This window comes from Benzoatithermus flavus (assembly GCF_037908215.1).
GTDB lineage: Bacteria > Pseudomonadota > Alphaproteobacteria > Geminicoccales > Geminicoccaceae > Benzoatithermus > Benzoatithermus flavus.
Window position 1 is genome coordinate 149027 of record NZ_JBBLZC010000007.1, and the last position, 12382, is coordinate 161408.

Below are 12382 nucleotides of genomic sequence, written 5' to 3' on the forward strand. Positions count from 1 at the left end.
CTTGGCCCTCGAGCTCCACGTCATTCTCAGCAGCACCCGTCCGGGTCGGGTCGGCGCCACCGTCGCGCATTGGTTCCATGGCCTCGCCGTCGAGCACGGGAAGTTCGACGTCGAGCTGGTCGATCTCGCCGCGTTCGACCTGCCCGTCTACGACGAGCCCCGGCATCCCGTGCTCCAGCAGTACGAGCACGAGCACACCAAGCGCTGGGCGGCCAGCGTGGCGGCCGCGGATGCCTTCGTGTTCGTCACCCCGGAATACAATTACGGCCCCACACCCGCCCTCCTGAACGCGCTCGACTACGTCTACAAGGAGTGGAACTACAAGCCGGCCGCTTTCGTCAGCTACGGCGGCATCTCGGGCGGCATCAGGGCGGTGCAGATCACCAAGCACACCCTGACCACGCTCAAGATGGTACCGCTGGTCGAGGCGGTAGCGATCCCGATGGTCGCGCAGCACCTGGACGAGAACAGGCAGTTCAAGCCCGGCGATGTGCACATCAGTTCCGCCAGGACCATGCTCGACGAGCTCCTGCGTTGGGCGGAGGCGCTGAAGCCCATGCGGAACCCGGCCTAGGCGTTCGTTCCCGCGGTGACGAGCCGCGATTTCGCCGCCTCCACCTCCAGCCAGGCGAGGAACGCCGCCACGCGCGGGTTGGCGGCGTGTCCCTCGGGTGTCACCACGTAATAGGCGTAATCCGCCGGCCGGCTCTCGGTGAACGGCCGCACCAGCCTTCCGGCCGCGAGATCGTCGGCGCAGAGTCCGCTCCGGCCCAGCGCCACACCGAGGCCGCGCAGCGCCGCTTCCATCAGCATGGTGGCGTCCGTGAAGCCGGGGCCGCGGTCGGCATCGATCCTGCTCACCCCGGCGTCGCGCAGCCAGTGGCGCCAGTAGAGCGAAGGCTCCTCGCCCGTGAGCGCACGGTCGTGGAGGAGCGTGTGATGGCGCAGGTCGTCGAGCCGGCGCAAGGGATGACGGCCGGCGAGAAGGCTGGGCGCGCAGACCGGAAACACCTCCTCGGTGAGCAACAATCGGGTGTCCAGCCCCGGATAGATCCCCTTACCGTAGCGGATGCCGAGATCGACGTCCTCGCGGGCGAAGTCGACGCTTCTGAGCTCGCTCCTGACCGTCACCTCGATCTCGGGATAGGTCTCGATGAATCCGCCCAGGCGCGGCATCAGCCAGCGGGCGGCGAAGGAAGGGATCACGGAGATGACCAGCGGACCGGCGCGCTCACCGCCGCGCATGTCTTCGACCGCACGCGCGAGATGCGCGAACGCCTTCTCGAGCTCGGGCAGCGCCCGCCGTGCCGCCTCGCTCACCACGAGCCCGCGCGGCAGCCGCCGGAACAGCGCGACCCCGAGATCGGCCTCGAGCTGCCGGATCTGCTGGCTGACCGCGGCCGGGGTCACGGCGAGCTCGTCGGCGGCCTTGGCGAAGCTGCCATGGCGTGCCGCGGCCTCGAAAACGCGCAAGGCATGGAGCGGCGGCAGACGGCGCTGCATCGGATGACCAAGTACCGCTAATCCTTAGCCTCAGATTTTATCGTTTGAGGCCGAGCAAGTCTAATCCTACCTTCTGCTCGTTCCCCCGAACATCCCCGAAGGGAGCCGGACGATGATCGCTCTCCCCCGTCTCGCCCACCCGACCGCGACCCGGAGCAGGCGCCCGGCGGCCACACGGGGCCGTGGCCTCGGTATCATCACGGTTCTGGACGCCTGGATCGAGCGCTACCGGCAGCGCCGGGCGCTGCTCGAGCTGAACGACCACATGCTCAAGGACATCGGCCTCAGCGCCGCCGATGCCTGGCGGGAGGGAAGAAAGCCGTTCTGGCGGGCCTGAGCCGCCCGTGGTGGCTCAGGCGCTCCGGATCCTCGGGGCCGCCGCCCGGCGCAGCCGGTCGCGGACGGCCTCGCCCAGGCCATGGGCCGGGATCGGCATCACGGCGATGGCGCGCGCCCCGCTCCGGTCGAGCTCGCGCAGCATGGCGAACAGATTGCGCGCCGCCTCGGCCGGATCGCCGCTCGGGCTCAGGTTGCGCACGGTCAGCGCCCCTTCGAGCGGCCTCGGCCCGAAGGCGAGGAGCGCTTCGTCGGGGGCGACGCTCGTCGCATCGAGCCGCACCGGCAGGCGCGGCGCATAGTGGCTCGCGAGCTGGCCCGGTGAGCGCGGCGCTTTCGCGTCGCCTCCCTCCGCGAGCGGTCCCACCAGCCGCTCGAGCGTCTCGCGGTCGAGCCCGCCCGGCCGCAGGATGCACGGTGTCGGACCGCTCAGATCGAGCACGGTGCTCTCCACGCCCACGGGGCAGGGGCCGCCGTCGAGCACGATGTCGACGGCCTCGCCCAGATCCGCGGCCACGTGCTGCGCCGTGGTTGGGCTCACGAGGCCCGAAGGGTTGGCGCTGGGCGCCGCCACCGGCAGGTCCGTCGCCCGCAGCAGCGCTCGCGCCACCGGATGCGCCGGCACGCGCACGGCCAGCGTGTCGTGCCCGGCGGTGGCATTGGCCGCGATGGCGCAGCCCGTCCGTCGCGGCAGGACGAGCGTGAGCGGACCCGGCCAGAAAGCCTCGGCCACGGCGCGAGCGCGTGCGTCGAGTGCTGTCAGGGCCGCAGCCGCGGCGAGATCCGCGACGTGGACGATGAGAGGATTGTGCGCCGGCCGGTTCTTCGCCCGGTAGATGCGGGCGATGGCTTCCGGATCGGTCGCGATGCCGCCGAGCCCGTAGACGGTCTCGGTCGGGAAAGCGACGAGGCGGCCCTGGCGCAAGGCCAGGGCCGCCTCCCGAATCGCGGCCGGTGTGGGCTCGAGGATGCGGCTCAAGCGGCCTCCGGAAGCCCGCTCAGGTCGCGAGCCCGCGGCGCAGCCGGCTGAGGCCGGCCTCGGCCAGGGCCGTGACCAGCGCCAGCTTCAGCGAATCGCCGAGGAGGAAGGGCAGCACGCCGAGCGTGAAAGCCTTCTCGATGCCCACGAAGGTGGCGAGCCACGCCACGCCCAGCGTGTAGTTGACGACGATCGCGGCGAGCACGCCGAGGCCCGTCACCAGCCAGTGGCGCGAGCGCTCGGCGACCCAGCCGGTGATCGCGGCCGCGGGCAGCCAGCTCACGATGTAGCCGCCGGTCGGGCCCAGGATGTAGGGCAGACCGATGCCGCGCTCGGGCGTGCCGGCGAAGACGGGAAGGCCCACGGCACCTTCCAGGATGTAGAGGGCGACGGTCGCGACCGCGAGACGTGGCCCGTAGGCGATGCCCAGGAAGAACACGACCGCGGTCTGCATCGTGATCGGCACCGGGTAGAACGGCACCTGGATCTTGGCCGAGGCCCAGAGCAGCAGGCTGCCGAGCACGGCCAGGACCACGGCGCGCAGCATCCGCTGCTCGCTGCGGGTGGCCGGCCAGAGCCGGTCGACGAGGGTGGGGGTCAAGGAGGCGGAAGCAGCCATGGCCTGTCCCTGCGCAAGGGTTTCGTCGTCGAGCGCCGGATCATAGGGACCGACTCCGCGACGGCAAGCCTTTCGCCTCGCGACCGCCGCTCGTCAGCGACCGAGCGCCCGCCAGCCGATGTCGCGCCGGCAGAAGCCCTCGGGCCAGTCGATCCGGTCCACGGCGGCATAGGCGCGGTCCCTGGCCTCGGCCAGCGTCGAGCCGAGCGCTGTCACGTTCAACACGCGCCCGCCCTCGGCGAGGAGCCGGCCGTCTGGCGCCCGCTTCGTGCCGGCATGGAACACGAGAAGATCGGGCTCGTCCTTCAGCATCTCCAGGCCCCGGATCGCCGTGCCCTTCCGGTAGCTGCCAGGATAGCCGCGGCTCGCCAGCACCACCGTGATCGCATGCCGGGGCAGCCAGCGCACGCTCATGTGGTCGAGCACGCCGTCCACGGCCCCCAGGAAGAGCTGGCCGATATCGGTCATCAGCCGCGGCAGGATCACCTGGCACTCGGGATCGCCGAAGCGGACATTGTACTCGATCAGCTTCGGGCCGTCCGCGGTCAGCATGAGGCCGGCATAGAGGATGCCGGTGAAAGGAGCGCCTTCCGCCGCCATGCCGGCGAGGGTCGGACGGACGATCTCGGTCATGACCCGCTCGACCGTGGCGGGATCGAGCCTGGGTGCCGGCGAGTAGGCGCCCATTCCGCCCGTGTTCGGCCCCTGGTCGCCGTCGAAGGCGCGTTTATGGTCCTGGGCCGTGCCGATTTCGAGCGCGTGGCGGCCGTCGCAGAGCGCGAACAGGCTCGCCTCCTCGCCTTCCAGGAACTCCTCGATCACGACCGTCTCGCCGGCGGCCCCGAAGCTGCCGGCGAAGGCGGCATCGACCGCCGCGAGCCCTTCCTCGACGCTCATCGCGACCACCACACCCTTGCCGGCCGCGAGCCCGTCGGCCTTGACGACGACGGGCGCACCCTTCGCCTCGACATGGGCGCGTGCCGCTGCGTGCTCCTCCTTGCCGAAGGTGCGGAAGGCGGCGGTCGGGATGCCGTGGCGGGCGCAGAAAGCCTTCGTGAACGCCTTCGAGCCCTCGAGCCGGGCCGCGGCCGCGCTGGGTCCCAGCGCTTTGATCCCGGTCGCGCGCAGACGATCGACCAGGCCCAGCACCAAGGGCTGCTCCGGGCCGACCACGACGAGCCCGACCCGCTCGGTTTCCGCCAGCGCCACGAGTCCGGCGACATCGTCGGCCGCCACGGGGATGCAGCGCGCTTCTTCCGCGATCCCGGCGTTGCCCGGCGCGCACAGGACCTCGCTCACGAGCGGCGACGCGGCGAGCGCCCAGCACAAGGCATGCTCGCGCCCGCCCGAGCCCACGACCAGCACCTTCATCGAAAAGGGCTCCTCATCGGGAACAGCCACCAGCGACGCGCGTCACCTACCGGCTCACCGCCCTGCGGTCCATGGGGCAGATGCGCGGGAAGCCCCGGAAAGCTCGCTCGCGGGCGGGACGCAGGCGCACCGTTCACCATGCCCGAGTATGTCCACGAGCGCGGAACGGCTCACGATGAACAGCTTGGTGGTCGAGCCGATCGCATGGTAGACATGTTTGATAAAAGACGAATCATGGCCGGTCGAATGCCAAACGCTCCGTCTGAGGATCTCGTGGCGGAGAGCAAGGGGAAGCAGGGCATGCAAGCACGGCAACGGGAGGCGCCATGCGGCCCGGTCGCCCCGTCTCGTGCCGTTGATGCGTGCGAGGCGATGCTGCCGCTGCGGGCCGTACCGGCGATGCGTGCCATCAGCTTCGAAGCGGCGGAGCGGGCGCTGCACCAGGGGTTCCCCCATTCCTCCCTGCGGCCGGCGCCTGTGCCAGGCAGGGCCGGCTGCCACCGTGACCCGGCATCGCGCTGGAATGCGGCTTCGGTCATTTCGGCGACTTCGCCCGCGACTACGAGCGCCGCTTCGGCGAGAGCCCGAGCGCCACCCTGCGGCGGCACCGATCCCGGCCGTCAAAGGCCCCTTGCGCGCCGATGGTTCTGCTTGCGTCTGGCCGATAGCGCACCGGGGACCGTCCAGTATCGTATGCTCCACCGGAAGCCGGCCGCCGGGCCTGCGTCCGGGAAGCAGGGGGAAGTCCATGAACTCCAGGAAATGCGCCGCCGAGGCGATCGGCACGTTCTGGTTGACCTTTGCCGGCTGCGGCAGTGCCGTGCTGGCGGCCGCCTTCCCGCAGGTCGGGATCGGGCTCCTGGGCGTTTCGCTCGCCTTCGGCCTCAGCGTGGTCACGATGGCCTATGCCATCGGCCACATCTCGGGCTGCCACCTCAACCCGGCCGTCACCGTGGGCCTCACCGCCGGCGGCCGCTTCCCGGCCGCGGACGTGGTGTCCTACATCGCGGCGCAGGTGATCGGTGCGATCGTCGCCGGAGCGGTGCTCTACGTGATCGCGAGCGGTGCCCCCGGCTTCGATCCCGGCAAGGGCTTCGCCGCCAACGGCTACGGCGTCCACTCGCCCGGACAGTACGGCCTCCTGGCCGGCCTCCTCGTGGAAGTGGTGATGACCGGGATGTTCCTGTTCATCATCATGGGATCGACCCACGGCAAGGCGCCGGCGGGCTTCGCACCGCTCGCGATCGGGCTCGGGCTCACACTCGTCCACTTGGTCTCGATCCCGGTGACCAACACCTCGGTCAACCCGGCGCGCAGCACCGGCGTCGCCCTGTTCGCGGGCGGCTGGGCCTTGGGCCAGCTCTGGCTGTTCTGGATCGCCCCGCTCCTGGGCGGTGCTGCCGGCGGCGTGCTCTATCGCTGGCTCAGCGGCGAGCAGGAGGCCATGGTAACGGGCACGAAGCCCGAGCGCGTGGAAGCCGCCTGACGCACGGGGGAAAGCCTGCGGCCCGCGCCGCTCCATCGGGAGAACGCGGGTTTCGCCCGATGGAGCGGCTGAAGCCGGCCGCCCTAGCTGTTCTGCCGCCGCTGGCGCAGGGCCTCGTCCTGGGGGAGGGTGAAGCCGAACAGCACCTGGTAGCCCGCGGCCCCCTGCTTCTGGCCGACGAAGCGCTGGCTGAAGGTCTCCGTGACCCCGCCGCGGCGAGCACCTGGCGCGAGGTCGATCTTCGCCACGTAGTCCTGACGGTCGAGCACGTCGCCGTTGGGAGCACTGACGGCGACGAAGTAGGGTACCTCGATGCGCCCGCCGTTCCTGAGCGCAGGGCCGGGCTGCACCGTCACGTCGACCGCGATGTCGACCGCGAGATCGTTCCCGTCGGGCCGGCAGCTCCCGTCGATGTTCTCGAGCGCGGCGCGATAGGCGGGCTCGCCCGAGCCGTCGGCCGCCGGCTGCTCGAGGCTGCCGAGGCCGTTGATGATGGCGACCCGCGGGCAAAGCGAGGCTGCCGGCGCCGCTGCGCTGCGGGTGCTCGTGCAGCCGGCGAGTGCTCCTGCCGCGAGCAGGAGGACGAGAGGGGCACGGGCCTTCACGCCGGGAGCACCTTGTGCGTGCCGTCGCACAGCGGCTGCTTTCGGGTGTGCTTGCAGCCGCAGAACCAGACCGGGCCGGCCTTCTCGGCGATCCACCTCACGGGGGAGAAGCCCGTCCCTTTGTGCGAGCCGTCGCAGAACGGCTGCTTCGCGCTGCGGCCGCAGGCGCACCACCAATAGGCCTTGCCGGCTTCGACCTCGACCTTGAACGGTGCTCTCTGCGCGATCACCCGCTCGTCCATTCTCGCTCCGCTCCGCTGGTCCGAAATCGGCTCCCTCGGCCCGATCACGGGCTTGGCGTAGCCACCGGCCGGCGCCCTGACAAGGGGGAACGAACGGGGGCGGAAGCTGCGGAGACCCCTTTGCCGAAGGGGCATCTGCCCTTACACTTCGTTCCCTTGAGGGTGGTGAGCGGATGCTGGCGCCGGATCGGTTGGGAGCGATACTGAGGGGGAGCGAGGTCCCGCGGCCGCGTGGCCGGCTGGCTGCGCTCGATCTCGGCACCAACAACTGCCGTCTCCTGGTGGCCGAGCCGACCGCGCAGGGCTTCAAGGTCGTCGACAGCTTCTCGCGCATCGTGCGGCTGGGCGAGGGACTCGCCAGCACCAACCGGCTGAGCGAGCGCGCCATGATCCGTACCATCGCCGCCCTCAAGGTCTGCCGCCGCATCATGGACCGTCACCGCGTCACGCGGATGCGCTGTGTCGCCACCGAGGCCTGCCGGCGCGCGCGCAACGGCCTGGACTTCATCCGCCGTGTCTGGCGAGTCACCGGGATCGAGCTCGAGCTTCTGGACCAGGACGAGGAGGCGCGGCTCGCCATGCTGGGCTGCCTGCCTTTGGTCGATCCCGAGGCCGACCAGCTTCTGATGCTCGACATCGGCGGCGGCAGCACCGAGCTCCTGTGGCTCGACCGGCACGAGCCGCTCGGTGCCCGCGAGCCCGGCTACATCCTCTCGATGCCCCTGGGTGTCGTGACGCTCTCCGAGAGCTTCGGCAGCCGCACGAGCCCCGAGGTCTATGCCGGCATGGTGACGGCCGTGCTCGACCATCTCGCCCGCGTGCAGCCGCCGCCGGTCGCGCGGGCCTCGGGCGTGCGCCGCTTCCAGATGCTCGGCACCTCGGGCACGGTCACCACGCTGGCCGCCGTGCATCTGGGCCTGAGACGCTACGACCGGCGCAAGGTCGACGGGCTCTCGCTGCCATTCGCGGTGATCGAGGCCATCTCGCGCCATCTGCGCGCTCTCGACGACGCCGAGCGCGCCGCTCATCCCTGCATCGGCAGCGGCCGGGCCGATCTCGTGGTCGCCGGCTGCGCCATCCTCGAAGGGGTCCACCGCTTCTGGCCGTTCGAGCAGCTCCGGGTCGCCGATCGGGGCCTGCGCGAGGGCATCCTGAGCGCGCTCGTGGGCCAGAGCCTGCGCCAGGCCCTCATTCCGGTCGATGCCTGCGCATGACCACGGGCCGCAACGTCAAGACACGGCTCAAGACCGCGAAGGGCCGGACCGTCTCCTCGCAGCGCTGGCTCGAGCGCCAGCTCAACGATCCTTACGTCCACGAGGCCAAGAGGCAGGGCTGGCGTGCCCGCTCCGTGTTCAAGCTGAAGGAGCTCGACGAGCGCTTCGGCCTCCTGAAGCGCGGCGCCCGTGTGCTCGACCTCGGTGCGGCGCCCGGAAGCTGGTCCCAGTACGCCGTCAAGCGTGGCTGTCGCGTCGTCGCGGTCGATCTCCAGCCCGTCACGCCCGTTCCGGGTGCCCTGATCATCGAGGGCGACTTCCTCGATTCCGCCGTGCAGGAGCGCTTGCGCGAGCTTCTGAACGGTCCGGCCGACGTGCTCCTGAGCGACATGGCGGCGGCCGCGACCGGCCAGCGCGCGGTCGACCGGCTGCGTGCCGAGGCGCTGGGCGAGACCGTGCTCGACTTCGCGTGCGAGGTTCTGACTGCGGGCGGCTCTTGCGTCGTCAAGCTGGTCAAGGGTGCGGAGGCCGCGCTGATGCCGAAGGCGCTCGAGCTGTTCCAGACCGCGAAGGTGGTGCGGCCCAAGGCGACGCGCGCCGATTCTTCGGAAGTGTTCCTCGTGGCGCGCGGCCGCAAAGGTGCTCCACCCGCGAGCGGCGCCGGCGAGGGGAGCTAGCGCATCCCGCATCCCGCCAGCGCCTGCTCCGGCCGAAGCCGTGGAGCGTGGCGAGCTGTCGCCGCGCTCTATGGCATGCCTACCGCGCCAGGCCGATCGCGTAGATGGTGAGGTTCGCCGGATCGGACACCTCGTGATCCTTCCCGGCCGCCGTCCACGTGCTGGGACTCGAAGGATAGATGGCGGTCAGGAGATTGCCGGCGCCGGTCCAGTTGTCGATCGCGCCACCACCGCTGATCTGGAAAGGAAACCCGACCGATACCGTCCCGCTCGGGTGGGCGGCGACACCCGTGGTCGCGGAGGCGATGATCATCCGCGGCCCGCGCGCGCCGTTGCGCGCCCTGATGCCGATCACGTAGGCGGTGATGCTCGCCGGATCGGGATGGATGTGGTCCTTCGAGCGCGCCTCCCAGGTCCGGCGCGACGACGGGAAACTCGCCGTCAGCAGGTTGCCGTTCCCGGCATAGTCGACCCTGGCGCCGCCGCCGGTCATCACGTAGCCGAACGGCACGCTGACCGAGGCCGTCGGGTGCGGCGCCACGGCGCTGGTGGACTGGCGCACCTGAACGTCCCACCGATTGAACGGATCGAAGAGCCCGATCGCGTAAGCCGTGATGATCGCCGGATCGGAGATGTCGTGATCCTTGCTGTCGGCGATCCAGCGCCTCCCCATGGGATAAGACGCCGTCAGGATGTTGCCGGCGCCGTTGTAGTCGACCCTGGCGCCACCGCCGATGAGCTTGTACCCGAAGGGAACCCTGGCTTCGGCGTGCGGATGGGCCGCCACGCCGGAGGTCGCGGAGAAGATCTGGATGACCAGCGGCGGCAGCCGCGGCCTTTCCGCTGCCTCGGCGACCGGCACGATCCCGTCCGGCACGATGCTCGGCAAAGGCAGCTCGCCGAGCGCGACCCGGATCGCCTTGCCTTCCTGCACGCCGCAGCCCGCGTCGCTCGCGACGGCCGGCACGCCGCCCAGCAGCTCCTCGCCCGACGCGGGCGGGCAGGTCGCCGCACGACTCGACGGGCCGGCGAGCAGGAGGATGCCCGCCAACCCGGCGAGGGCGACGAGACCGTTCCTGCCAAGTTTCCGAAGCCTTTCGATACGATGGATCATAGGCTTGCCCTCCTCGGCCGGCCCGAGCTTCTGCCGGCGATGATCGATCCTTGCTGACGATCCGGGGCTGAGCCAGAGAAGTGACTCTGTCGATATCTTCCCCTTATGAGGCGCTCGAAAAGGAGTCGTCAAGGCATTATTTCGATGAAACCATTCCGCTTCATGGCAACCGGCGGAATGCAATAGGCTGACGACCGTGCGAAATTTCGGCCGGATAAATATTCGCTGAGACCTGCCCGCCTCGTCGGGTATGACGCCGGATCGTGGGCATCGCCATCGAACGCTGCGAGAGGCCAGCCGCCTGTCCGATGGCGAAGCGCTGCCCCGATGGCCATGGCCGGAGCAGCGCGGGCGACCACGCTCGTCCCGTGAGGACGGCGAGCGGAGAGCCAGTCGGCATCACGGGCAGCGCGCGTGCAGCTTGCCGTTCAAGGACTGGGTCTTGAAGATGAGCTGGACGTCGAGCTCGCGCGCGTCCTGGCAGAAACGGTCCATCTTGCGCCGGATGTTCGTGTACTCGACCACGAACACTGGCTTGTCGGCCTCGCGGAAGGCTTTCAGGGGCTCGCACGCGTTCTTGCTGAAGCAGGATTCGGCGACCAGGAAATCGAAGTCCTGGACCAGCTCGGGCACGAGCTCGAAGCTGTTCCTGAGCGCCACGGCGAGGCCGTAGCGCCTGGCCTCGTCCGCGAGCCAGCGGTTGTAGGCGATCTGGTCCTTGGCGTTCAGGGGAAAGCCGGTCTGGTTGGCGTAGCCGTCGACATTGTCGAAGTCGACCGCATCGAAGCCCTTGCGCTGACAGAGCTCGAGCCGCTTGTCCAGGATCCGGCCGAGCGCGTCGCGCTCGCGAATGTCGACCCAGCGCTCGTTGGGCCAGCCCGAGAAGGCGCGCCCGATCAGCTTCTTCGGGTAGGCATCGGCATCGGGCCGCCAGCTCTCCCACGCCCCCGCATTGATGTAGCAGGCCGTACGAGCACCTTTGGCTTTCAGCGTCTTGATCTGCTCGGGCGAGGTGTCGAACAGGTCGAGCTCGATCAGGCCTACCGGACGGACCAGGTTGAACGGCGTGGTGAGCTGGATGTCGAAAAGTTGGCGCTGGTCGGGCTTCCAGGACGAGGCCGCCAGCACCTGGCCAGCCGTCAGGAGGAGAAGGCCGATCAGGACAGCCGCAAGACCCACACGCTTCGACATCGTTCACCCGCTGCTCGGCACGGAGCGCAAGATCCGCCACAGCCTGTCGCCAGCTTCGAAGCTACGACCTCGGTCACGGGCATTCAAGGACGCGGCCCGCCCCTCACAGGACCGTGCTCATGCGCTCCGTTACGACTAACCTTCGATCGGCGTCCCGTTGCTCCTGGCTCCATGGCCCGTGTCGCTGCCACTGAAGCCTGCGGCTGCATCCGAGCCGATCGGGAGCAGATCCCGCCCTTGATCGAGATGCCCGGCTTCCGCCGTGCGATGCGTGCTCGAGGGGCTCCGAAGCTCCTCGAGCAGCACGGCCATGAGGGCGAGCTTGTGGTGGATGCGACGTTGGCGCGGCGTCATCGGACCTCCTGGTGCTCGTGAGCGAACGGCCACATCGGCGATCGTAGCCGGTACCACTCCGTGCGAGCCTGCGCGCTTGGTCGCCGCGACGAGATGGCTCAGCGGCGGCCGTAGCGGTCCTCGAGCCGGACGATGTCGTTCTCGTCGAGCTGGTCGCCGATCTGGACCTCGATGAGCTCGAGCATCTCCTCACCCGGATTCTCGATCCGGTGCGCGGTCCCGACCGGAATGAACACGGACTGGCTGCGGTCGAGCTCGAGCACCTCCTCGCCTCTCGTCACGCGCGCGCGGCCGCGCGCCACGATCCAATGCTCCTCGCGATGATGATGAAGCTGCAGGGAAAGGATGGCGCCAGGATCGACCGAGATCCGCTTCACGGCGAAGCCGTCGCCGGTGTCGAGCACTTCCCATCGTCCCCAAGGACGATCGTCGCGGTCACCACGCCGATAGGTCACCTCGGCCATCTCTCGTCTCGCATCAAGTCGTTGCCGCTGGCGCCGGATGCGCCGCCATAGCGAGTCGGTCCTAGCCCGAAACGCACAACCCCGCTAGCGATCTCTCGCCGCGGGGTTGTAGAGGACGCATCCCGGCGTCCAAGGACCTGACGTCCAAGACTACGGATCGCTGAAGCGATCCTCGATGAACTTCAAGTTGTCTGAAAGATGATCCCACGGTGACCAGAACGCCACCT

At 69.6% G+C, this 12382-nt stretch carries 15 protein-coding genes; 5 read left to right on the forward strand and 10 right to left on the reverse strand.

The window, feature by feature from the left end:
- The first annotated feature begins 1 nt into the window (after position 1).
- Positions 2-574 carry an NADPH-dependent FMN reductase gene (locus tag U1T56_RS09270; RefSeq protein ID WP_418159175.1) on the forward strand — a complete coding sequence of 191 codons (573 nt, stop codon included), beginning with the start codon at positions 2-4 and terminating at the stop codon, positions 572-574.
- Here U1T56_RS09270 and gcvA read toward each other — a convergent pair.
- Positions 571-1503, reverse strand: a complete 933-nt coding sequence (gcvA, locus tag U1T56_RS09275) for a transcriptional regulator GcvA (RefSeq protein WP_418159176.1) — start codon at positions 1501-1503, stop codon at positions 571-573. The two genes, U1T56_RS09270 and gcvA, sit on opposite strands and share 4 nt — an antisense overlap.
- Positions 1504-1615: 112 nt before the next feature.
- On the opposite strand from gcvA, the gene U1T56_RS09280 reads away from it, so the two are divergent.
- Positions 1616-1840, forward strand: coding sequence for a DUF1127 domain-containing protein (locus U1T56_RS09280; protein ID WP_418159177.1), 225 nt, complete (start codon positions 1616-1618; stop codon positions 1838-1840).
- A 15-nt stretch (positions 1841-1855) separates the two neighbouring features.
- Here the strand turns inward: U1T56_RS09280 and U1T56_RS09285 are convergent, their stop codons facing one another.
- From U1T56_RS09285 to purD, 3 genes are all read right to left on the reverse strand, one after another.
- Positions 1856-2818 carry an L-threonylcarbamoyladenylate synthase gene (locus U1T56_RS09285; RefSeq protein WP_418159178.1) on the reverse strand — a complete coding sequence of 321 codons (963 nt, stop codon included), beginning with the start codon at positions 2816-2818 and terminating at the stop codon, positions 1856-1858.
- Between the two features lie 19 nt (positions 2819-2837).
- On the reverse strand, positions 2838-3437 hold the full coding sequence (locus U1T56_RS09290; RefSeq protein ID WP_418159179.1) for a biotin transporter BioY: 600 nt from the start codon (positions 3435-3437) through the stop codon (positions 2838-2840).
- 93 nt (positions 3438-3530) lie between these two features.
- Positions 3531-4808: a phosphoribosylamine--glycine ligase gene (gene purD, locus U1T56_RS09295; protein WP_418159180.1), complete on the reverse strand. Its 1278-nt coding sequence runs from the start codon at positions 4806-4808 to the stop codon at positions 3531-3533.
- A 748-nt stretch (positions 4809-5556) separates the two neighbouring features.
- Between purD and aqpZ the strand changes: the two genes are divergently transcribed.
- The gene (gene aqpZ, locus U1T56_RS09300) at positions 5557-6294 is read left to right on the forward strand and encodes an aquaporin Z (RefSeq protein ID WP_418159181.1); all 738 of its coding nucleotides are present in this window, start codon (positions 5557-5559) and stop codon (positions 6292-6294) included.
- An 83-nt stretch (positions 6295-6377) separates the two neighbouring features.
- Here aqpZ and U1T56_RS09305 read toward each other — a convergent pair whose 3' ends face one another.
- Complete coding sequence (locus U1T56_RS09305) at positions 6378-6899, reverse strand: hypothetical protein (protein WP_418159182.1); 522 nt, start codon at positions 6897-6899, stop codon at positions 6378-6380.
- The gene (locus U1T56_RS09310; RefSeq protein WP_418159183.1) at positions 6896-7141 is read right to left on the reverse strand and encodes a CDGSH iron-sulfur domain-containing protein; all 246 of its coding nucleotides are present in this window, start codon (positions 7139-7141) and stop codon (positions 6896-6898) included. Before U1T56_RS09310 ends, U1T56_RS09305 begins: the two co-directional genes overlap by 4 nt.
- A 173-nt stretch (positions 7142-7314) precedes the next feature.
- Between U1T56_RS09310 and U1T56_RS09315 the strand changes: the two genes are divergently transcribed.
- Together U1T56_RS09315 and U1T56_RS09320 are read left to right on the forward strand one after the other, a co-directional pair.
- Positions 7315-8355: a Ppx/GppA phosphatase family protein gene (locus tag U1T56_RS09315; RefSeq protein WP_418159184.1), complete on the forward strand. Its 1041-nt coding sequence runs from the start codon at positions 7315-7317 to the stop codon at positions 8353-8355.
- Positions 8352-9032, forward strand: coding sequence for an RlmE family RNA methyltransferase (locus U1T56_RS09320; RefSeq protein WP_418159185.1), 681 nt, complete (start codon positions 8352-8354; stop codon positions 9030-9032). Before U1T56_RS09315 ends, U1T56_RS09320 begins: the two co-directional genes overlap by 4 nt.
- Positions 9033-9111: 79 nt before the next feature.
- Here U1T56_RS09320 and U1T56_RS09325 read toward each other — a convergent pair whose 3' ends face one another.
- The 4 genes from U1T56_RS09325 to U1T56_RS09340 all read right to left on the reverse strand — a co-directional run bounded on the left by U1T56_RS09325 (position 9112) and on the right by U1T56_RS09340 (position 12155).
- Positions 9112-10146, reverse strand: a complete 1035-nt coding sequence (locus tag U1T56_RS09325; protein ID WP_418159186.1) for a hypothetical protein — start codon at positions 10144-10146, stop codon at positions 9112-9114.
- A gap of 399 nt (positions 10147-10545) precedes the next feature.
- The gene (locus U1T56_RS09330) at positions 10546-11337 is read right to left on the reverse strand and encodes an endo alpha-1,4 polygalactosaminidase (RefSeq protein ID WP_418159187.1); all 792 of its coding nucleotides are present in this window, start codon (positions 11335-11337) and stop codon (positions 10546-10548) included.
- A 135-nt stretch (positions 11338-11472) separates the two neighbouring features.
- Complete coding sequence (locus tag U1T56_RS09335) at positions 11473-11691, reverse strand: hypothetical protein (protein ID WP_418159188.1); 219 nt, start codon at positions 11689-11691, stop codon at positions 11473-11475.
- 98 nt (positions 11692-11789) lie between these two features.
- Positions 11790-12155: a phosphomannose isomerase type II C-terminal cupin domain gene (locus U1T56_RS09340; RefSeq protein ID WP_418159189.1), complete on the reverse strand. Its 366-nt coding sequence runs from the start codon at positions 12153-12155 to the stop codon at positions 11790-11792.
- Positions 12156-12382: the final 227 nt, after the last annotated feature.